General features: G+C 72.1%; 19 protein-coding genes. 10 read left to right on the top strand and 9 right to left on the bottom strand.

Translation table 11 applies throughout. From position 1 onward, the window contains the following. Positions 1-6: 6 nt before the first annotated feature. From HD595_RS38020 to HD595_RS38000, 5 genes are all read right to left on the bottom strand, one after another. Positions 7-1,113, bottom strand: coding sequence for a sensor histidine kinase (locus HD595_RS38020; protein ID WP_301309706.1), 1,107 nt, complete (start codon positions 1,111-1,113; stop codon positions 7-9). 95 nt (positions 1,114-1,208) lie between these two features. Next, positions 1,209-1,619, bottom strand: coding sequence for a VOC family protein (locus tag HD595_RS38015; protein WP_253777820.1), 411 nt, complete (start codon positions 1,617-1,619; stop codon positions 1,209-1,211). A 10-nt stretch (positions 1,620-1,629) separates the two neighbouring features. After that, entirely contained in the window at positions 1,630-2,070 is a 441-nt protein-coding gene (locus HD595_RS38010; protein WP_253777818.1) for a helix-turn-helix transcriptional regulator, read from the bottom strand. Positions 2,071-2,137: 67 nt separating this feature from the next. Then, entirely contained in the window at positions 2,138-4,540 is a 2,403-nt protein-coding gene (locus HD595_RS38005) for an ATP-binding cassette domain-containing protein (protein ID WP_253777816.1), read from the bottom strand. Positions 4,541-4,654: 114 nt separating this feature from the next. Then, positions 4,655-5,209, bottom strand: a complete 555-nt coding sequence (locus HD595_RS38000; protein ID WP_253777815.1) for a dihydrofolate reductase family protein — start codon at positions 5,207-5,209, stop codon at positions 4,655-4,657. Positions 5,210-5,389: 180 nt separating this feature from the next. Here HD595_RS38000 and wrbA point away from each other — a divergent pair, with 180 nt between their 5' ends. Further along, positions 5,390-6,052 carry an NAD(P)H:quinone oxidoreductase gene (gene wrbA, locus HD595_RS37995; protein WP_253777813.1) on the top strand — a complete coding sequence of 221 codons (663 nt, stop codon included), beginning with the start codon at positions 5,390-5,392 and terminating at the stop codon, positions 6,050-6,052. A gap of 41 nt (positions 6,053-6,093) precedes the next feature. Then, positions 6,094-7,521, top strand: a complete 1,428-nt coding sequence (locus HD595_RS37990) for an MFS transporter (protein WP_253777811.1) — start codon at positions 6,094-6,096, stop codon at positions 7,519-7,521. Positions 7,522-7,569: 48 nt separating this feature from the next. Here the strand turns inward: HD595_RS37990 and HD595_RS37985 are convergent, their stop codons facing one another. Further along, on the bottom strand, positions 7,570-8,199 hold the full coding sequence (locus HD595_RS37985) for a TetR/AcrR family transcriptional regulator (protein WP_253777810.1): 630 nt from the start codon (positions 8,197-8,199) through the stop codon (positions 7,570-7,572). 161 nt (positions 8,200-8,360) lie between these two features. On the opposite strand from HD595_RS37985, the gene HD595_RS37980 reads away from it, so the two are divergent. Then, positions 8,361-9,494 (top strand): FAD-dependent oxidoreductase, encoded by a 1,134-nt coding sequence (locus tag HD595_RS37980; protein ID WP_253777808.1) that lies wholly within the window; start codon positions 8,361-8,363, stop codon positions 9,492-9,494. Positions 9,495-9,538: 44 nt separating this feature from the next. On the opposite strand, the gene HD595_RS37975 is transcribed toward HD595_RS37980, so the two are convergent. Next, the gene (locus HD595_RS37975; protein ID WP_253777806.1) at positions 9,539-10,465 is read right to left on the bottom strand and encodes an MBL fold metallo-hydrolase; all 927 of its coding nucleotides are present in this window, start codon (positions 10,463-10,465) and stop codon (positions 9,539-9,541) included. Positions 10,466-10,536: 71 nt separating this feature from the next. Further along, positions 10,537-13,836: an ATP-binding protein gene (locus HD595_RS37970; protein WP_253777804.1), complete on the bottom strand. Its 3,300-nt coding sequence runs from the start codon at positions 13,834-13,836 to the stop codon at positions 10,537-10,539. Between the two features lie 106 nt (positions 13,837-13,942). Between HD595_RS37970 and HD595_RS37965 the strand changes: the two genes are divergently transcribed. The 7 genes from HD595_RS37965 to HD595_RS46365 all read left to right on the top strand — a co-directional run bounded on the left by HD595_RS37965 (position 13,943) and on the right by HD595_RS46365 (position 20,395). Beyond that, positions 13,943-14,584 (top strand): hemerythrin domain-containing protein, encoded by a 642-nt coding sequence (locus tag HD595_RS37965; protein ID WP_253777802.1) that lies wholly within the window; start codon positions 13,943-13,945, stop codon positions 14,582-14,584. 33 nt (positions 14,585-14,617) lie between these two features. Next, the gene (locus tag HD595_RS37960; RefSeq protein ID WP_253777800.1) at positions 14,618-15,046 is read left to right on the top strand and encodes a DUF4267 domain-containing protein; all 429 of its coding nucleotides are present in this window, start codon (positions 14,618-14,620) and stop codon (positions 15,044-15,046) included. A 70-nt stretch (positions 15,047-15,116) separates the two neighbouring features. After that, the gene (locus HD595_RS37955) at positions 15,117-16,427 is read left to right on the top strand and encodes an FAD-binding oxidoreductase (RefSeq protein ID WP_253777798.1); all 1,311 of its coding nucleotides are present in this window, start codon (positions 15,117-15,119) and stop codon (positions 16,425-16,427) included. A gap of 147 nt (positions 16,428-16,574) precedes the next feature. Next, positions 16,575-18,029, top strand: coding sequence for a serine hydrolase domain-containing protein (locus HD595_RS37950; protein WP_253777796.1), 1,455 nt, complete (start codon positions 16,575-16,577; stop codon positions 18,027-18,029). A gap of 85 nt (positions 18,030-18,114) precedes the next feature. Beyond that, entirely contained in the window at positions 18,115-18,567 is a 453-nt protein-coding gene (locus HD595_RS37945) for a MarR family winged helix-turn-helix transcriptional regulator (RefSeq protein ID WP_253777794.1), read from the top strand. A 302-nt stretch (positions 18,568-18,869) separates the two neighbouring features. Beyond that, a complete protein-coding gene (locus tag HD595_RS37940; RefSeq protein ID WP_253777793.1) occupies positions 18,870-19,463 on the top strand; it encodes a TetR/AcrR family transcriptional regulator in 594 nt (197 codons plus the stop codon). Continuing rightward, on the top strand, positions 19,460-20,395 hold the full coding sequence (locus tag HD595_RS46365) for an alpha/beta fold hydrolase (protein ID WP_301309705.1): 936 nt from the start codon (positions 19,460-19,462) through the stop codon (positions 20,393-20,395). Before HD595_RS37940 ends, HD595_RS46365 begins: the two co-directional genes overlap by 4 nt. Before the next feature lie 63 nt (positions 20,396-20,458). On the opposite strand, the gene HD595_RS37930 is transcribed toward HD595_RS46365, so the two are convergent. Then, the gene (locus HD595_RS37930) at positions 20,459-21,463 is read right to left on the bottom strand and encodes a substrate-binding domain-containing protein (RefSeq protein ID WP_253777791.1); all 1,005 of its coding nucleotides are present in this window, start codon (positions 21,461-21,463) and stop codon (positions 20,459-20,461) included. Positions 21,464-21,469 lie beyond the last annotated feature (6 nt).

The raw sequence follows: 21,469 nt of genomic DNA, 5'->3' as shown, positions 1-21,469 counted from the left end.
AGTTGCTTATGGCTTTCGCGGCGCACCTGGCAGCCGAACCGTGACCAGCAGACCGCCGGCCGGACGAGCCGTGAGATCCAGGGCTCCGCTGTGCGCCCGGACGATGCTGGCCACGATGGCCAGCCCGAGACCGACACCGGCATGCCCATCACCACGGATACGCGTCGTCCCCCGCTGGAAAGGCTCCGTGAGAGTCGGCAACAGCGCCGGCGCAAGCACCGGACCGGTGTTCTCCACCCACACCACACACACCCCGTACTGCCGGCGCGTGTGCACCCGGACGACGCCGCCGACCGGCACGTTGTGCACGATCGCGTTCTGCACCAGATTGGTCACCATCCGCAGCAACAGCGCCGCCGACCCCAGCACCTGCGCCTTCTCGCCGGTCACCTCAAGCGTGATCCCCCGCTGCTCGGCGAGCGGAAGCAGCGTCTCGGCGGCCTCCTCGGTCACGAGGGACAGATCGACGCTCTCCCGCGCGAAACTCCCCCGATCGGCGCGACTGAGCAGCAGCAACGCCTCGGTGAGGTCGATCGCCCGCGCGTTGACCACGCGCAGCCGCTCGATGAGCTCCGCCCGGCCGGCCGTGACATCGTCACGCGCGACCTCCAGCAACGCCTGCGAGATCGCCAACGGCGTACGCAACTCGTGCGAGGCGTTCGCCGCGAAACGCTGCTGCTCCGCCACGTGCGACTCCAGCCGTTCCAGCATGGTGTCGAACACGTCGGCGAGCTCCCCGAACTCGTCCGAACGCCCCTCCAACCGGATCCGGTGCGACAGCGATCCGTTCGCCGCCATCCGCGCCGCGTCCGCGATCCGGGTGAGCGGCGCGAGCATCCGCCCCGCGAGGAACCATCCCCCCACCAGCCCGAACCCCAGAAGGAAGGCCAGCGCCGCCGCCACCGCGGGAGCGAAACGCAGACGCACCGAGTGCGCCAGCGTCCCCTCAGGAGTGCTGATCACCTGGGGCGCGTACCGCACCATGTACAGCCACACCACCGCCAGCAGCACAACACCGGCCAGAAGCAGGAACCCCGCGTAACTGAGAGTCAGCTTCAGCCGGGCACTGGACCTCGGGCGACTCCTCATGACCACTGCGACCGGCACCCGCATACCCGCAGCCTAGACAGCCCCGCATATCGCCGGCATATGCACACCCGACCCGCCCCACCCGCGGCCCGGCAGGGCGGCGCCCGGACGACCCACCCCTACGCCTTGGCCTCCTGCTGGAAACGCACCATGTTGCCCGACGGGTCACGGAACGCGCAGTCGCGCGGCCCCCACGGCTGGTCGATGGGCTCCTGCAACACCTCCGCCCCCGACGCCCGCACCCGCTCGAACGTCGCGTCGAGATCGTCCGTACCGAAAACGATCATCGGCAGGACGCCCTTCACCAGCAGCTCCTGCAGCGCGTCACCGTCGCCCTGCGGCCGACCGGCGTGCGGCTCCGACAGCACGTACTCCGGGCCGCGCTGATCCGGACTGCCCAGGGTCACCCACCGGAACCCGCCCGAAGCGACGTCGTTACGCACCTCCAGACCGAGCGCGTCACGGTAGAAACCGAGCGACTCGTCCACGTCGTTGACCGTGATGTGGAAGTACCTCAGTGAGATGGTCATGCCACCCACGTTAGGCCGCCGCCGCCCTGCCCGCTTCTTCGATCCTGCTCACCCGCCTGCGTGTCGGCCGCGTCCGCACCTTCGCCACACACGCCGGCATCGCCGCCACCGCACTGTGCTCACGGCGACGGTAGGCACTCGGCGTCTCCCCCACCAACTCGGTGAAACGCGAACTGAACGACCCCAGCGACGTACAACCCACCGCCATGCACGCGTCGGTCACACTCGTCCCCGCGCGCAGCAACGCCATCGCCCGCTCGATCCGGCGCGTCATCAGATAGCTGTACGGCGTCTCACCGTAAGCCGCCCGAAAACGCCGCGCGAAATGCGCCGGCGACATCAACGCATGACGGGCCATCGCCGGCACGTCCAACGGCCTGGCGTACTCACGATCGATCAGATCCCGCGCCCGGCGCAGGTGAGCGAGGTTGGCGAGCTCTTCCGGGGTCATGCACCGACCCTAGCAACGCCCACCGACAGAACACCCCGCCACCTGCGCCGGTGCCCTCCCCGCCGCCTCAGGCGCCGACGTACGCCGCCAGATGCTCACCCGTCAGCGTCGAACGAGCCGCCACCAGATCCGCCGGAGTCCCCTCGAAGACCACCCGGCCACCGTCATGACCGGCCCCCGGCCCCAGATCGATGATCCAGTCGGCATGCGCCATCACCGCCTGATGGTGCTCGATCACGATCACCGACTTCCCCGAGTCCACCAGCCGGTCCAGCAGACCCAGCAACTGCTCCACATCCGCCAGATGCAGACCCGTCGTCGGCTCGTCCAGCACGTACACACCGCCCTTGTCCGCCATGTGCGTGGCCAGCTTCAACCGCTGCCGCTCACCACCCGACAACGTGGTCAGCGGCTGCCCCAGACTCACGTACCCGAGCCCCACATCGACCAGCCGGCCCAGAATCGCGTGCGCGGCCGGCGTGCGCGCCTCCCCCGAACCGAAGAACTCGCGCGCCTCCTCCACCGGCATCGCCAGCACCTCGCTGATGTCCCGCCCACCCAGCCGGTACTCCAGCACCGACGCCTGGAACCGCCTGCCGTCACACTCCACGCACGTCGTGGCCACCCCCGCCATGATCGCCAGATCCGTGTAGACCACCCCCGCGCCGTTGCACCCCGGACAGGCACCCTCCGAATTCGCGCTGAACAGCGCCGGCTTCACACCGTTGGCCTTCGCGAACGCCTTACGGATCGGATCCAGCATCCCCGTGTACGTCGCCGGGTTGCTGCGCCGCGAACCACGGATGGCCCCCTGATCGACCGAGACCACCCCCGCCCCCGCCGGAATCGACCCGTGCACCAGCGAACTCTTGCCGGATCCCGCCACACCCGTCACCACCACGAGCACTCCGAGCGGAATGTCGACGTCCACCCCCCGCAGGTTGTTGGCCGACGCGCCACGGATCTCCAACGCGCCCACCGGCTCGCGCACCACCTTCTTCAGCGCCGCCCGGTCGTCCAGATGACGCCCCGTGATGGTGCCCGAGGCCCGCAACCCCTCCACACCGCCCTCGAAGCACACCGCGCCACCCGCCGCGCCCGCACCCGGCCCCAGATCCACGACATGATCCGCGATCGCGATCATCTCCGGCTTGTGCTCCACCACCAGCACCGTGTTGCCCTTGTCCCGCAACCGCAGCAGCAGATCGTTCATCCGCTGGATGTCATGCGGATGCAGACCGACCGTCGGCTCGTCGAAGACGTACGTCGTGTCGGTCAGCGACGACCCCAGATGCCGGATCATCTTCACCCGCTGCGCCTCACCGCCCGACAGGGTGCCCGACGGCCGCTCCAGCGACAGATAACCCAGCCCGATCTCCACGAACGACTCCAGCGTCCGCAGCAACGCCCCCACCAGCGGCGCCACCGACGGCTCGTCCAGCCCCCGCACCCAGGCCGCCAGATCGCTGATCTGCATCGCACACGCGTCGGCGATGTTGACATCGCCGATCCGCGACGAACGCGCCGCCTCACTCAACCGCGTCCCGCCACAGTCCGGGCACGCCGTGAACGTCACCGCCCGATCCACGAACGCCCGGATGTGCGGCTGCATCGCCTCCCGGTCCTTCGACAGGAACGACTTCTGAATCTTCGGGATCAACCCCTCATACGTGAGATTGACCCCCTCCACCTTCACCTTCGTCGGCTCCCGATACAGGAAGTCCCGCATCTCCTGCTCCGAGAACTCCCGGATCGGCTTGTCCGGATCGAGAAGACCCGACTCGGCGTAGACACGCACCGTCCAGAAACTGTCGGACTTCCAGCCCGGAATCGTGAACGCCCCACCGGCGATCGACTTCGCATCGTCGTACAACTGCGTCAGGTCGATGTCCGAAACCCGGCCCCGGCCCTCACACCGCGCGCACATCCCGCCCGTCAGCACGAACTCCTGCTGCACGCTCCTGCCCGCACCACGCTCGACCGTCGCCGCACCGGTGCCCCGCACCGACGGCACATTGAACGAGAACGCGTTCGGCGAACCGATGTGCGGCCGCCCCAACCGGCTGAACAGAATCCGCAACATCGCGTTCGCGTCCGTCGCCGTACCCACCGTCGAACGCGGATCAGAGCCCAACCGCTGCTGGTCCACGATGATCGCCGTCGTCAGCCCCTCCAGCACGTCCACGTCCGGCCGCGGCAACACCGGCATGAACCCCTGCACGAACGCGCTGTACGTCTCATTGATCAACCGCTGCGACTCCGCCGCGATCGTGTCGAACACCAACGAGCTCTTCCCCGACCCCGACACACCCGTGAACACCGTCAACCGGCGCTTCGGAATCTCGATGCTGACGTCCTTCAGGTTGTTCTCCCGCGCGCCGTGCACGCGGATCACGTCATGACTGTCGGCGACATGCGCCACCGGCCGCCCGTCCGCCGACTCCGCATCCGTCCTCGTGGCCCCGCTCATCCCTGTCTCCATCCCTGTCACGGCAACGCTCCCCTGGGCCGTTCAGGCTAGCCGGACCACACGACCTGCGCTTCTCCGATCCTGCCAACCTGGCGGACAGGCGCTCCGGGCCGGCTACCGGACTGGCGTGTACACCAGTTCGAGGACTCCCGACGGGAAGGCCGTGCTCTTCACCAGCCGCAGCTTCACCGCCTGGTCCAGCTCGGGGAACAGCGGCGCCCCCTTGCCGGTGACGGCGGGCAGCACCCACAGCCGGTACTCGTCCACCACCCCGAGCCTGATCAGCGCGTGCATGAACCGGGTGCCGTCGGCGGCGACGAGGTCCTTGCCGGGCTCGGCCTTGAGCTTGGCGATCTCCTCCGCGGTGTCACCCCTGGCGATCCGGGTCTCGGGCCAGTCCTCGGCCGATTTCAGGGTGCGGGAGAACACGACCTTGGGGATCTCGTTCATGGCCCTGGCGGACGGATGGTCGGAGGTCGGCCAGTATCCGGCCATGCTCTCGTAGGTGGTGCGGCCCATGAGGAACGCCCCGGCCTCCCACAGCCGGCTGACGAAGTACTCCTCCTGCTCCGGGTCGTCGATGCTCATCATGACGTCCCGGATCCCGTTGTCCGCGTCAGCGCTCTTGCCGTCGAGCGAGACGTAGAAGCCCAGGATCAACTGACGCATGTGGTGCCTCCGTTTGTCGGGTCAGCTCGTGCTCAGCGGTTGGTCACTCACACACTCAGACCGCCGGTCCCCGCAAAACTCATCGCGCTCCGCGCCGTCGACGGGACCGCCTTGACATCTTGGTTATTTGAATAACTATTATTTGCGTAACCAAAATCCTAGGGCATCGAGGAGTCAGGCATGACCGTGAGGGTCGCCGTCATCTACTACAGCGCGACAGGCACCGTTCACGCACTCGCGCAGGCGGTCGCCGAGGGCGCCGCCTCGGCCGGTGCCGACGTGCGGCTGCGGCGGGTCGCCGAACTGGCGCCCGACGACGCGATCGACCAGAACCCCTCGTGGCGGCGGCATGCCGACGCCACCCGTTCGATCACCGAGGCGTCGGTCGAGGACCTGGCGTGGGCCGACGCGTTCGCGTTCGGTACGCCGACCCGCTTCGGCGGGCCGGCCGCGCAGCTCAAGCAGTTCATCGACCAGGCCGGCGGGCTCTGGCGGGAAGGGAAGCTGGCGGACAAGCCGGTGACGGCCTTCACCTCGGCCTACAACCGGCACGGCGGCAGCGAGGCCACGATCCTGTCGCTGGCCAACGTCTTCTACCACTGGGGAGCGCTGATCGTCCCGACCGGGTTCACCGATCCGGCCGTCTACGCCGCGGGCGGCAACCCCTACGGCACGTCGATGACCGGCCCCGCCATGGACGGCCCGGACGCCGTGACGCTGGAAGCGGCCAGGTACCAGGGACGGAGGCTGGCCCGGACGGCGATCCGGCTGCGGGAGGGCGACCGCGCCGCCGCACCGGACGCCCCCGAGGCCCTGGCCGCGACGACCTCCCCGACCGCGTGAGCGGCGGCGTCCGACGAGGACATCCGGCAAGGACAAAGGTCATGACGCGCGCCGATGCCGCACCTCAGGCGGCCGGGCCCCGCACCGTCCCGCCATGGATGATCATGGCGCTGGCGTGCGCCTGCCAGTTCATGGTCATCCTGGACTCGTCCATCGTCAATCTCGCCCTCCCCGCGATCCGCGACGAACTCGGCTTCACACCCACCGGCCTGGCCTGGGTGGTGAACGGCTACCTGCTCACCTTCGCCGGGTTCATGCTGCTGGGTGGTCGCGCGGCCGACCTGTTCGGCCCGCGGCGGATGCTCGTCGCCGGCCTGCTGGTGTTCTCCGCGTCGAGTCTGGTCGGCGGCCTGGCGGCCGCTCCGCAGGTCCTGGTGGCGGCCCGCGTCGCGCAGGGCGTCGGAGCCGCCATGATGGCCCCGGCGACGCTCGCCGTGATCAACACCTCCTTCACCGAGCCGAACGCCCGGGCCAAGGTGTTCGGCGCATGGTCCGCCGCCGGCGGCGTGGGCGGGATGACCGGCGCGATCGCGGGCGGCGCCATCACCACCGGCCTGTCGTGGCGGTGGGTCTTCCTCATCAACGTGCCGATCGGCGCGGCGCTGATCGTCGTGGCCATGATGGCCCTGACCGGCGCGCGCACCGCCCGGCGCGAATCGCTCGACCTCGCCGGAGCGGTCACCGGGACGGCCGGGCTGGCCGCGTTGATCTACGGGCTCATGCAGAGCGCCGATCACGGCTGGACGTCGGCGCCGGTCATCGGGCCGGTGGCCGCGGCCCTGGTCCTCCTCGTCGTCTTCACCGTGGTGGAGGCGCGTCTCGCCGGCCGGCCGATGATGCCCCTGCGGCTGTTCCGGCTGCGCGGGGTGGCCGTCGGCAACGGCATGCTGCTGCTGTTCGGCGCGATTCCGATCGCGATGTGGTACTTCACGTCGCTCTTCCTGCAGAACGTGCTGGGCCACAGCGCCCTGCAGGCCGGGCTCGGGCAGACGCCCGCGGCGGTGACGTTCCTGGTGGTCGCGCGGTGGGCCGCTCCCCTGCTGCCGCGCACCGGCGTGCGACCCCTGGTGCTGGCCGGGAGCGCCTGCCTCCTGGCCGGCTTCGGCTGGCTCGCCCAGGCCCACGCCGGCAGTGGCTACCTCACCGGCGTGCTCGGGCCCACACTGCTCGTCGCGACCGGCATCGGGCTCACCTTCCCCACCCTCATGGCCGCGGCCACCGCCGACGTCGCCGGGGGTGACGCGGGGATCGTCGGCGGTCTGGCCAACACCGCGAGCCAGGTGGGCGGGTCGGTCGGCCTGGCGGTGCTCGCGACGGTCGCCGGCATCGAGGCGTCGTCACAGGCCGGCGGGAGTTCCTCGCCCGCCGCTCTCGCCGCCGGTTACGACCTGGTCTTCCTCGTCGCGGCCGGGCTCGGCCTGGCCATCGCGGTGGTCAGCCTGCTGCTGCCACGCCACCGCCGCGACTGACCGTCCCGGGAGATCCGCCCCGGCGCCGTCGCGCGGCGCGGCGCCTGCTCACGCGTCGGCCTGAGCGTGGCCGCTCCAGCCGTGTTCCAGCAGGTCGAAGGCCCGGACGATGGCTTGGCGAGGGTTGTCGTGGGTGGAGGCCGCGCGGGGGGCTTCGAGGGCGAAGTGGGCCAGGGCGGCGCAGACGGGGTCGTCCGCGGCGAGGCCGCTCTCCTCGGCGATGACCCGGGCGAGCGCGGCGGCGTGGCGCAGCCACATGTTCTGGGCGTAGTCGCGCAGCGCGGGGGTGGTGGCCACCAGGTTGGCGAAAGCGGCGAAGTCGCCGTCCTCGGCGGCGCCGGTGGCCAGCCGGGTGGTCAGGGCGTGCTCGCGCAGCGCGGCGGGGATGGACCGGCCCTCGGGCCGCTCGCGTACGGCGGCGAGCAGGCGGGCCTCCTGGTCGGAGTCCTCGTCGAAGACGAGGGCCTCCTTGACCGGGAAGTGCTTGAACAGCGTGGTGGTGGACACGTCGGCGGCGTCCGCGATCTCGCGGATGCCGACCTCGTCGTATCCGCGCTCCAGGAACAGGCGCAGCGCGGCGTCGGCGATGGCCTGGCGGGTGGCGGCCTTCTTGCGCTCGCGGCGCCCCACCGGAGCGGGAGCGGGCCCCGTCGCGGCGTGGGTCGTGGTGCTGGGCATACCGGCACCCTACTCCCTCGATTAACCGACTTCAAAAGTTGTACTGTTGCACTTATTGAGTCGGTGTGTTTTTCTTGAGCCGCGGTTCCGAGGCGCTGCCCGGCCGTCCCCCTGCGACTCCTCCCGTACGGCGATGCCGCACGAACGAACGGAGCACCACCATGAACACCACCCCGGCCCCCCGCATCGCCATCATCGGAGCCGGCCCCGGCGGCCTGACCTGCGCCCGCATCCTCCAGCAGCACGGCGTAACCGCCACCGTCCACGACCGCGACGCCGGCCCCACCGCCCGCGACCAGGGCGGCACCCTCGACCTGCACGCCGACAACGGCCAGATCGCGCTGCGCGAAGCCGGCCTCCTGGAGGAGTTCTTCCGGCTCGCCCGGCCCGAGGGCCAGGAGATGCGCCAGATGGACCCGGCCGGCACGATCCTCTTCCACCACGTCCCCGAGCCGGACGAGCGGTTCAAACCCGAGATCGACCGCGGCCGGCTGCGCGAGCTGCTGCTCACCTCGCTGCAGCCCGGCACCGTGCGCTGGGGCCACACCCTGCGGACCGTCAGCGGCCCCGCCGAAGGCCCACGGCGGCTGCACTTCACGAACGGCACCACCTTCGAGGCCGACCTCGTCGTCGGCGCCGACGGCGCCTGGTCCAAGGTCCGCCACGCCGTCTCCCAGGCCACCCCCCGCCACACCGGCGTGAGCTTCCTCGAAGCCTGGTTCCACGATGTCACGACCCGGCATCCCGAGATCGCCGAGCTCGTCGGCCAGGGCAGCGCCGCCGCGGCCGACGGAGAGCGCGGCCTGTTCGCCCAGCGCAACGGCGGCGACCACATCCGCGTCTACCTCATCCAGCGCGTCCCGGCCGGCTGGATCACCGACCGCGGCCTCACCCCGCAGGACACCGACGGCATCCGCGCCCTCCTCCTGGAGCGCTACGGCGAGTGGTCGCCCCGCCTGCGCCGGCTGATCACCGACAACGACGGCCTGTACGTGGACCGGCCGATCTTCGCCCTGCCCGTCCCCCACATCTGGGAGCACGACCCCACGGTGACCCTGCTCGGCGACGCCGCCCACCTCATGCCCCCGCTCGGCGTCGGCGTCAACCTCGCCATGCTGGACGCGTGCGACCTCGCCCTCGCCGTCGCCCGTCACGACACCGTCGGGGAAGCCGTCCGCGCCTACGAGCAGACCATGCTCCCCCGCTCCACCGAGATGGCCCGGCTCCTCGACGGCGCCGCCGACGGGCTGATGTCCACCGAACTGCCCGACTTCGCCACCGCCGACAATCCCTGACGGGGGCCGATCCCCGCGGCCGGCGGCGATCCGGCGGCGCCGGGTCAGTGCTGGTGCTGCTCCGGCAGGTAGCTCTCGGCGTGCGCCCACACCAGCACGTTGGGCAGGTTCTCCCGTTCGAAGAAGGCCAGGACCTCACGGTCGGAGTGGCGCAGGCTGAAGTGGGTCAGCACGAACAGGGTGCCCGGATGGGCCAGGACGAACGGCCTGAGCTCGCTCCACACCGTGTGGCCGACGCGTCGCGCCCGATCCAGCTCGGAATCGTCCAGATACGTGCACTCGGTGATGACCACCGGATAGTCGAACAGCGCGGCGTCGCGCCCGAGCGCGCCGGCGTGCGTGTCCCCGAGGTAGGCGAACAGCGGCCGCCGGACCTGGCGGTCGACCGCGACGCCCCGCCTGCGCCGCTCGGCGACGAGCCGGCCGAACTCGGCGGGGCCGAGCCTCGCCCTGAGCTCCTCGACCTCCGGCAGCAGGGCGCGCCGGTTCTCGGCGACGCCGTAGCCCACGCTGGGCACCTTGTGCTCGGTCTGGAGGATCCGCACCGTGTGGGAGCCGTTCCGGCCGAACGGGTACTCCTCCCCCGGCCGCACCCCGTGCAGCCGGGCCCCGGCCGCGAGGGCCGGGTCGAAGGCGGCCACCTGGTTCAGCTCGGTCGTGGCGCGCAGGTAGTCGCGCACGTACGGCAACGCCTCGCCGGGCACGTAGATGTCCACGCCGGTGGGCCTGGTCGCCAGGTAGTCGAGGTCCTTGGAGTGGTCGAGGTGCGTGTGCGTCAGCAGCACCGTGTCGACCTGGCGGCCCTCGGCCAGCCCGGCGTCGAGGGCCAGCTTCAGCTCGGGGACGTGGAAGAACGTCTTGTCGTTGGCGCGTGAGTAGCCGGTGAGCGTCAGGCGGGCGCCGGGCGGCCGCCACGTCTTCCACTGCCGGAACGGATGCCCGCGCTCAAGACGCTCGGGAGACGTGATCATGGCGAGGAGGGTATCCGCGCGGGATATCCGCGCGCCAAGGGTTTGTGAGTCTTCCGTCCGAGCCGGTCCGGTCAGAGATGTGCGCGGGCCGAGGCGGACCAGTGAGGGGCGTTCCAGCGGTCGGCGATGGCGGCGGCCCGGGCGAAGTGCGCGGCGGCCTCGTCGTCGCGGCCCAGCAGCAGCGCCAGCTCACCGAGCGTGTGAGCGGGCGGGCGCACCGCCAGCGACAGGCTGGTGGCGCCGGCCGGAGGACCGTCGCGATGGGGCAGCAGGGCCGCGTAGCACTCCTCGGCGGCGCCGGTGTCGTTCAGCGCGATGGCGGCCATGGCGCGCAGGGTGGTCAGGAAGGGGAAGAAGAAGTCAGGCCGGATCGGGCTCGGTGACGTGCGGGCGCGGCGTGCCTCGTCGCTGCGGCCGGCGGCGTGGAGGGCGAGCGTGAACAGGTCGGCGACCATCGGGCCGAGCGCCTCGTGGAGAGCGCGCACGTCGTCCAGGTGGTCGCCGAGCGTGCCGTCGTTCAGCCAGATCACCGCCAGCGCGAGGCCGGCGAAGCCGGCGTGCACCGATCCGGCGCGTTCCATGCGTTGGGTGGCCTCGACGTAGAGGCGCTCGGCGTCGGCGGACCGGCCCTCGATGAGCGCCAGGGTCGCCAGCGCGATCTCGACGGCGCCGATGGCCTCCGGCATCCGGTAGGCGCGGGCGAGGTCGAGCGCCTCCTCGGTGACGCGGCGCATCGTCACCGGGTCGTTGGCCGCGGCGGCGTTCAGGGCCTGGCTGAGCAGCCCGGTCACGCGGTAGACGGGCAGGTCGTGCTCGACGCCGATCTCCGTCAGCTCGCGGGAGTACTCCACCCGCTCGGGGTCGCCGGCGAGGACCAGGAGCGCCGCGGCCCGGAGGCGGGGATCGGGGGCGAGGTCGAGGGCTTCCCGCGCCGCCGCCATGACCGTCGGGTCGTCCTCCCCCACCAGCTCGTTGGCGTACGCGACGAGGAGGCGGGAGCGCACGTCGGGGGCGAGATCGGTCCGCTTGAGCAGGCGGCTGAGGCGGTCGACGACGGGACGGTCGACCGTGCCGTACCTGCGGGCCTGCCAGGGAGTGGGCTCGGTCCAGGCGGTGAACGCGGCGATCATCAGGTCGTCGCGGCCGATCGACTCGGCGTACTCCACGGCCTGCCGGCGCGTGTCCCTGGCCGCGGCGACGGCCCCGGCCCTGATCTGCGCCCGGAGCAGCCTGCCCAGCAGGCCGACGCGCTCGTCCGGTTCGCTGGAGTTGGCGACCGCGTCGGTGAGGAGGGCGGCCGCCACGTCGTGGGCGTAGCGCGCCTCGGCCAGCTCGGCGGCCCGCACGCAATAGCCGACGGCTTTCGGTGATCCCGCTCGCGCATGGTGATGGGCGAGCGCCGCGACGTCGCCGGTGCCCTCCAGGGCGGCGGCTATCCGGGTGTGCATCCTCGCGGCCCGCAACCGGCTGACGTCGGCGACCAGCGTGTCCCGGACCAGCGCGTGAACGAACCGGACGCGCCCCGGCGCCGGCTCGTCGAGCAACCCGGCGATGACGCCCGCGTCCAGCGCGTCCAGCACGCTGTCACCGTCGGAGTCGGCGGCCCGCACGAGCACGTCCACCGAGCTCTCCCTGCCGGCCACCGCCGCCAGCCGCAGGACGGACACGCTGCTTGGGGGAAGCCTTGCCAGCCGCCGCCGCAGCACGTCCCGTACGCCCTCCGGGACCTCGGAGATCGCGACCAGCGCACCCTCGCCGTTCAGCAGCCGCGCGCTCTCCCGCACGTAGAACGGGTTGCCGCCGGTGCGCTCGGCGATCCGCGTCACCGTCGCGTCGTCGGCCTCGCTCTCGGCCCGTACGAGCTCGGCCACCGCCGCGACGTCGAGCCCGGGCAGCGCGATCCGCAGCGGTGCGCTGCGGGCGAGCGCACCCAGCGTGTCGGTGAGGTGCTCGCCCTCGTCCGGGCGGTACGCCGCGACGACCAGGATCGGGGCCCGCACGCCGACGACGCCGCCGAGCAGCCCCAGCGTGGTCGTGTCCGCCCAGTGCAGGTCGTCCAGCACGACGGCGACCGGCCGTTCCGTGGCGGCCGCCGCGAGCCAGCCCCACACGGCCCGGCGCAGCCGGAACCGCCCGGCGGCGGCGTCTCCGTCCACCGGCATGGAGTCGGAGAGCAGCGGCGCCAGGTCCTGCGCGAACTCCCCCGGAGGAACGGTCGCGGCGACGGCCCGCAGCGCCTCGACCCACGCCCACGCGGGCGGCGCGCCGTCGACCTCCGGACAACGTCCGGCGGCGACGAGCCAGCCGTCGCGCTCCAACCGCGCGCCGAGGTGCTCCAGCAGCGTCGACTTGCCCAGCCCCGCTTCCCCGGTGATCAGAGCGACGCGAGCCCCATCGGCGGCGGTCTCCCCGGCGGCCGAGGTCAGTGCGGCGAGCTCGCCCTCCCGCCCCACGAAAGAGGCCGCGCGGTGCGCGGACGCGTCGAACGAGGCGGTGCGGTGCGCGGACGCGTCGAGCAGGCGCGCATCGTGCGAGGGCGTGGCGTGTGAGGGTGTGGCCCGTGGAGGCGCGGCCTGTGAGGGCCGGGCGGCCGGGGGTGGGAGGACGGCCGCGCGGAGGATGTCGACGCGCTGGGCGAGGATCGCCTCTTCCAGGGCGACCAGGTCGGGGCCGGGGTCGAGACCGAGTTCGTCGGCGAAGGTGGCGCGGGCGCGGCGGAGCGTCGCCAGGGCGTCGGCCTGGCGGGCGCTGCTCCACAGTGCCAGCGCGTGCAGCCGCCAGCCCTCCTCGCGCAGGGGTTCGTCACGGGTGAGGCGCTCGGCCTCGGGGACCACCGAGGCGGCGTCGCCCGTCCGCAGGCCCGCCGCGACGTGGAGCTCGCGGGCGACCAGGCGCAGCTCGTTCAGGCGGGCGGTCTCGGCGGCGGCCCATGGCTCGTCGGCGACCTCGGCGAACGCTGGCCCCTGCCACAGGCCCAGTGCCTCGGCCAGCCGGGCGCGGGCGGCCTGCGGCTCGGTGAGCGTGCGGGCCTCGTCGAGCAGGTCCTCGAAACGCCACGCGTCCACCGACTCCGGCGGCAGCCGCAGCGCGTAGCCGGGGGAGGCGCTCACCAGGAGGCGGGCCGGGGTTCGGGGCGGGCGGCCGGGCTCCAGCAGCCGGCGCAGGTTGGAGACGTACGCCTGCAGGGAGGCCAGCGCACGGGATGGCGGCTCGCCGCGCCAGAGGTCCTCGATCATCCGGTCGACCGACACGACGTGTCCGCGGGCGGCGACCAGCAGGGCCAGGACGCCGCGCTGCCGCGGTCCGCCCAGGGGGACGGACTCGCCGTTGACCTCGGCGCCGAAAGAGCCCAGAACCCGGATCAAGACCATGACGTGGATCATCCTACGCACGTGGGTGTTCCAAGCCGCCTCCAAGTGCCTTCCAAACGCCCGGAGCAGGCTTGACACGTCGCAACCGATGAAGGGCAGGAACCACATGAGCGTCGACACCCACGACATGGAGATCGTCCACCGCGCCTTCCGTCGCGAGTCGCGGCTGCTGATGGAGCTCGTCGCGGCGGTCGCCCCCGGTGACACCGCTCGCGCCAAGGTGATCGCCGACCACTTCCGCGACTACCGGCTGGGACTGAAGAACCACCACGAGGGCGAGGACGAGCTGCTGTGGCCGCCGCTGCTGGCCCGGGTGGATCTGGAGGCCGACATCGTGCTGCGCATGGAGGTCCAGCACGAGCGCGTCGCGGCCACGCTGACCAGGTTGGACGCGGCGGTCCCGGCGTGGGAGGCCGCCGCCGGGGCGGACGAGCGCGACACGCTCGTGGCCGCCCTGGCCGACCACCGGGCCGTGCTTCTCGAGCACCTCGATGACGAGGAGGCCACCCTCCTTCCGCTCGCGGCCGAGCACATCACCGCTAAGGAATGGGCCTCCCTGGGTGACCACCTGGTGGCCAACACGCCCAAGCTCACCCTGCTCACCCTCGTCGGTCTCGTCCTGGAGGACGCGAACCCGGCCGAACGAGCCACCCTCCTGTCCGCCCTTCCTGCTCCGGTACGCGGCATCTGGCACATCATCGGCCGCCCCCGCTATGCCCGCCACATCAGCCGCGTCCGCGCCGCCTGACCAAAGCTCACACCATTCGCAAGGAGAAGAACGATGTCGCCGAAGAAGATCAATACCGTCCTGGCCGCCGCCGTCGTCCTGTTCACGCTCTACCTCGGAGCGTCCTTCGTCCTGCCTCTCGGCACGGTCTTCCCGGGCCTGCCGACCTGGCCCTCCGACGGCAGCGGCTTCCCTCTCATCAAGGGCAGCCGCGAGATCGCGATGGGCCTGGCCATGGGCATCCTGCTGGTGACGGGCCACCGCCGCGCCCTGGGCCTGGTCCTGCTGATGGTGGCCGTCGCCCCGTTCGGCGACATGGTCAACGTCCTGGCCCACCACGGCTCCACGGCCGCCGCGTTCGGCATCCACGGCCTGACCTCGGCGCTGATCGCGGTCACGGGGTCGCTGATCCTCCGTGAGACCGGCAAGGCGCGCAAGGCCCAGGAGACCGCCACCCCGGCGCCCGCCGCGCAGCCCGCCTGACGTCCCCGTGGTGCGGCACGGCATTCCTTTATTCCTTCGCATTTCTGAGAACTCGAAAAAGGAGACGACTATGACGATCAACGATGTGCGCGGTGTCCTCAAGGGGCGCGTGCTCCTGCCCGGCGACGACGGCTTCGAACAGGCGGCCACCGCGTGGAATCTGACGGTCCGGCAGCCCGTGGCGGCCGTGGTGGAGGCCGCGGACGCCGATGACGTGGCGACGCTCGTGCGCTACGCGCGGCGGGCGGGCATGACGGTGACCGCGCAGCCGAGCGGGCATGGCGCCTCCGGCGACGTGGAGGGCCTGATCCTGTTGCGTACCGGCCGGCTGGACGAGGTGGAGGTACGCGCGGAGGAGCGCGTGGTCCGGGTGGGCGCGGGCGTGAAGTGGGGGCAGGTGCTGGCGGCGGCCGGTCCGCTGGGCCTGACCGGCCTGACCGGCAGCGCGCCGGGGGTCAGCGTGACCGGCTACACCCTGGGCGGTGGGGTCGGCTGGTTCAGCCGCAAGTACGGCTTCGCCTCCGACAGCGTGCGGGCCTTCGACATCGTGGACGCCGACGGCGAGCCGGGCCGGGTGACCGCCGAGTCCGATCCCGAGCTGTTCTGGGCGCTGCGCGGCGGTGGCGGGGACTTCGCGATGGTGACCGCGCTCGAACTCGACCTGTATCCCGCGCCGGTCCTGTACGGCGGGCGGGTGATCTGGCCGGAGCACCGGACCAGGGAGGTGTACGACGCGTTCCTGGAGATCACCGCCGAGGCGCCGCGTGAACTCAGCGTCTGGATCAACCGGCTCCAGCCCCCCGGCGCACCGCCGATGGTGACGCTGGATCTGGCCTACCTGGGTGAGGCGGCCGAGGGGGAGAATCTGCTGGCGCGCATCGACAAGATCGGGGGCGCGATCTCCGACAGCCGCGGCGTCGTCCCGGTCGCCGACCTGGGGGCCATCACCGCCGAGCCCACCGATCCGGCCCCGTCCATCGCTCGTGCGGAGCTGCTCACCGGCCTGGACGCGGACGCGGTGGAGCTCCTGCTGGCCAAGCCGGTCGCACCGCTCATCAACCTGCAGATCAGGCACCTGGGCGGAGCGCTCGCCGAGCCGGGCGACGGGGCCGGGGCGAGCGGCGCGGTGGCTGAGCCGTACCTGCTCGGCCTGCTGGGTCTCGGCCTGCCGCACGCGGCCGATGCGACGCGCGCCAGGCAGGCCGAGGTCGTGGCCGACCTGGACGCCTACGTCAGCGGTCGCAAGCCGTACACCGTGCTGTCCCCCGGTGACACGGCGGCGCAGTCCTTCTCCGGCGGCACGCTCACGCGGCTGCGGGAGATCAAGCGGGCCCGTGACCCGCACAACGTGCTGCGCGCGAACTACCCGGTGCTCGGATAGCTCGGTTCCCGGCAGGTCCCGCCCCCTCCGCCCCACCGGCGCGGCGGGGGCGCGGGCGCGCGGCGGCCGTGCCCTGCGGCCACGCTTCTGCGTACACTGTTCGCAAGGGGAGCACAGCGTCCCCAGCGAGATCTCGAGGAGAGCATCATGCCCGCCACCCTGAACTGGAACTCCGACGGCGAGTGGACCGCCCAGGACGAGTGGGGCATGCGCGACTCGGCGGGCCGCCGCTTCGAGCGCGACCGCTGGCAGGCCCGCCTGGACGAGCTGCGCGCCGCCCACCACGTCCCCGGCGCCACGCTCGCCGTGCTGGTCGACGGCCAGGTGCACGAGCTGGCGAGCGGCGTGCTGCATCGCGGCACCGGCGTGGAGGTGACGACGGACTCGGTGTTCCTGTCGGGTTCGATCGCCAAGGTCTACACGGCCACGCTCGTCATGCGACTGATCGACGAGGGCCGGCTCACCCTGGACACGCCGGTCGCGGACGTGCTGACGGAGTTCGCCACCCCCGACCCGGAGGCCACCAGGACGATCACCGTCCGGCAGCTCCTGTCGCACACCGGCGGCGTCACCAACGACTTCAACCACGACAGCGGCCGCGGCGACGACTGCCTGGCGCGATACGTCGAGGCCGCGAGGGACGTGCCGCTCGACTGCCCGCCCGGCACCGCCGTCTCCTACGGCGGGCTCGGCTACGTCGTTCTCGGCCGCCTCGTCGAGATGCTCACCGGCCGGACCTGGGACCAGGCGCTCAAGGACCTGCTGTTCGCCCCGCTCGGCCTGGAGCGCTCGATGACGTTGCCGGAGGAGGCGCTGCGCTTCCGGGTGGCGATGAGCCACGTGGGCGAGGACGGCGCCGATCCCGACCCGGCCCCGGCCTGGGACCTGATGCCGCGCTCGGCCGGACCGTACGGCCGGGTCATCGTCTCGGCCGGGGACATGGCGCGCTTCGCCGGCATGCACCTGGCCGGCGGCCTCGCCCCCGACGGCACCCGGGTGCTGTCGGCCGCCGCTGCCGCCGCGATGACGCGCCGCGAGACCGACGTCCCCGACAAGTGGACGGTCTCCGCCGACGGCTGGGGCCTGGGCTGGACCCTGTACGACTGGGACGGCCTCCCCGGCTACGGCCACGACGGCGCCGCCATCGGCCAGTACGCCTACCTGCGGGTCGTCCCGCACGCCGGTCTCGCCCTGGTCCTGATGACCAACGGCGGCAGCGCCCGCCTGCTCTACGCCGACCTGTTCCGCGAGCTCCTCGCCGAGCTCGCCGGCGTCACCATGCCCGCCCCCTTCGGACCGCCCGCGCAGCCGCCCGCAGTCGACCTCGACCCGCTCCTGGGGACCTACCGGCGCGAGGGCGTCGTCATCACGGTCCGCCGCGGCGACGGCGGCCCGCGCATGCGCTACGAGTTCGTGGACGGCATGAAGGACATGTCGCCACCGCTGGACATGGAGCTCGTCCCGGTGACGCCGGGCGTCTTCGCCGCCTCGGGGGCCGGTCCGTCCTTCAGCGAGGACTACATGCCGGTCGTCTTCGCCACTCTGTCGAACGGCACTCCGTGCGTGTACGTCGGGATGCGGGCCGCGCCGAAGGTCGCCTGACCTGGCGTAGGGTTTCCCGTGGGAATGTGTTATCCGCATAAGCGTTGTGCGGACGACGGACGCGCGGGCACCCCGGGAGAGCAACGTGGACTTCGAGCAGGCCGACGCCCTCAACGGCGCGATCAGGACGATCAGCATCCGGCACCGGGCCCGCGCGGCGGTCAAGCTGGCCGAGCTGGGCCTGCACCCCGGGCACGAGGCGGTCCTGCTGCTGCTGGACGCGGACGGCCCGCAGACCCAGCGGCAGTTGTCCGTCGGGGCGGGGTGCGAGCCGCCGAGCATCACCCTCATGGTGCGCAAGCTGGAGGCGGCCGGCCTGGTGGCCCGGCATCCGTCCGAGCAGGACGCGCGCGCCGTCGTGGTGTCCCTGACCGACGCCGGGCGGGACGTCATCGGGCCGCTCAAGGCCCTGTGGTGCGAGCTGGCCGACGAGACCGTCGCGCACCTCACCGCCACCCCGGTCGACCGGCTTCTCGCCGCGGTCACCGACCTGGCCGGCAGCCTGCGCGCCGCCACGGGCGAGGACCGGCCCGCCTGATCCCTCAGCTTCACGGCTCGCGCCAGACGACGCTGTAGCGCAGCAGCAGGTGCCGACGGTACTCCGAGCCGGGCAGCAACTCGGCGGCGAGGCCTCGCATCTGCCCGTACGTCACCAGCGGCGGCCACACCGTGGGGGCGGATGATGCCAGAAACCCTTCCGGGCGCGGTGGAAGGTGCTGACGGCGACGCCGACGACGGGGGTCCGCCCATCGCCCGAATGGGCTTGCCACATCCTTGATGCCCGAGATATAACCTAGCCTCATTAGTTACTTCCTAATGACTCTAGGAAAGAGGGCACGCATGGCACGGGCCGGGCTGACCGCGGACCGGGTGACGCTCACCGGCGCCGAGCTGGCGGACGAGGTCGGGCTCGACCACGTGACCATGTCGGCGGTGGCGCGCCGGCTCGGGGTGAAGGACGCCAGCCTGTACGTGCACGTCCGCAACCTCGAGGACCTGCGCGGCCGGATCGCCCTGCTGGCAGCGGACGAGAAGACCATCCGCATCGCGGAGGCCACCGCCGGGCGCGCCGGCAAGGACGCGCTGGTGGCGTACGCGAACGCCTACCGCGACTACGCCCACGAGCATCCCGGCCGGTACACCGCGACGCAGATCCCGATGCGCATCGACCCCGAGCTGCTGGCCGAGGCGCCCGGCCCGCGCCGCGCGATCGAGCTGACCTACAGCATGCTGCGCGCCTACCACCTGGACGAGCCCGACCTCACCGACGCCGTCCGGATGATGCGCAGCATGCTCCACGGCTTCATCAACCTCGAAGCGGCGGGCGGCTTCGCGCACGCGCGCCCGGTCGAGGACTCCTGGGTGCGCTGCCTCGACGCCCTGCACGCCCTCCTGGACAACTGGCACGCACACCGTGAAGGAGACCCGGCATGACCAGTCCCACCATCGGCAGCCTGCGCGTGGACGGCGCCACCCTGCGCTACGAGGTACGCGGAAGCGGCCCGCTGCTGCTGCTCATCCCCGGCGGCACGGGCGGCGCGGCGGCCTTCGACAGCGTCGCCGACGACCTGGCCGCCGACTACACGGTCGTCTCCTACGACCCGCGCGGCATGTCCGGCAGCCCCCTGGACGACCCGGAGGCGCCGCAGCGGGTCGAGCGGCACGCCGACGACGCGTTGTGGCTGCTGGAGCTGCTGTCCCCGGACGCGCCCGCCCGCGTGGCCGCCTGCAGTTCGGGGGCGATCGTCGCGCTGCACCTGCTCACCACCCGTCCCGAGCGGATCGCGCGCGTCGTCGCGCACGAGCCGCCGATCGTGGAGGTGCTGCCGGACGCCGCCGAGCACCGCGCGATGCTCGCCCGCGTCCAGGACACCTTCCGCCGGGAGGGGCTGATGCCCGCGGCGGCCGTGTTCGCCGCCGGCCTCAGGCGGCCCGGCGCCGAGCCCGCCGACCCACCCGGCGCCGAGCCCGAGCCCACCAACCGGCCCGCCGTCCCGCCCGGCGCCGAGCCCGCCGACCCACCCGCCGGCCCGCCGGCCGACCCGCGGGCGGCGATCGCCGAGCTGCCGCCGGAGGCGAGGGCGCGCGTCGAGCGGACGATGGCGAACATGCCGTACTTCCTCGGGCGCATCGTGCCGAGCTTCATGGCCTACACCCCGGATCTCGACCGGCTGGAGGCCCTGTCGGACCGGCTCGTGCTCGCCGGCGGGGCCGACTCGCGCGGCGAGCTGCCCTACCGCCCGGCCGCGTTCCTGGCCGACCGGTTCGGCACGGAGCTCGTCCACTTCCCCGGCGGGCACACGGGCCTCAGCACCCACCCCGCCGAGTTCGGCGAGCTGCTGCGCAAGGTGCTGACCCTCCCGTGAACGCCGGCGCCCGGCCGGGGCACCGCGAAAGTGCTCCGGCCGGGCGCCGGGGAAGCCCGCCCGCTACTTCTTGAGGCTGTCCGGGACGCCGGACTTGTCGCCGAGGCCGACGAGGTAGTCCGCGTACTCCTTCACGTTGTCCTTCGTGACCAGCTTGCCCTGCAGCGTCTCGTCGGCCTGCACCTGCTTGCCGCCCAGGACGTCGCCGGCCAGCGAGACCACCTTCTGCCCGAGCGCGAACGGCGACTCGGCGTTGGTGGCGTACATCTCCCCCGCCGCGACGGCGGCCAGGGCGTCGGCGATGCCGTCGTTGCCGACCACCTTGACCTTGCCCACCAGGTTGCGGGCCTTGAGCGCGGACAGCACGCCCATGGCCATCTCGTCGTTGGCCGCGTACACGCCGTCGATGTCGGGGTTGGCCTGCAGCACGTTCGTCATCACGTTCAGGGCCTTGGCCCGGTCGAAGTCGGCCGCCTGCGTGGCGACGACCTTGATGTCCTGGTGCGTGGCGATCTGCTGCTGGAAGCCCTTGCTGCGGTCCTGGGCGACGTTGGTGCCGAGGATGCCCTGGATCTCGACGACCTTGCCCTTGCCGCCGACGGCCTCGGCCAGCGCGTCGGCCGCGTTCTTGCCCGCCTGGACGGCGTCGTAGCCGACGAACGTGGCCAGCTTGCCGCCGGACGGCTTGCGGTCGAAGGCCATCACGGGGATGCTCGCCGCGTTCGCCTGGGTGACCGAGCTGCTCGCGGACTGGCTGCCCACCGGGTCGAGGATGAGGATGCCGGTCTGCTTGGAGATGGCGGTCGTCGCCTGGTTGAGGAAGGTGGCGTCGGAGTTGTCGGCGTTCTGCACGTTCAGGGTGATGCCGCTCTTGGCGGCCTGCGCCTCGGCGCCGTCCTTCACGCTGATGAAGAACGGGTTGCCGAGCGTGCTCATGATGATCGTGGCGTCCTTCTTGCCGGACGCCTGCGGGGCGCCCGTGGTCGTCTCCTCGCCGCCGCGGCTGCAGGCGGTCAGGGAGACGGCGGCCAGGAGCGCGACGGCGACGAGCTTGCGGGGAGTGCGCATGTCTGT

The organism is Nonomuraea roseoviolacea subsp. carminata (genome assembly GCF_024172185.1).
Lineage (GTDB): Bacteria > Actinomycetota > Actinomycetes > Streptosporangiales > Streptosporangiaceae > Nonomuraea > Nonomuraea roseoviolacea.
Note: the sequence above shows the minus strand (reverse complement) of the source record. Positions and strands in the feature narration are given on the sequence as shown.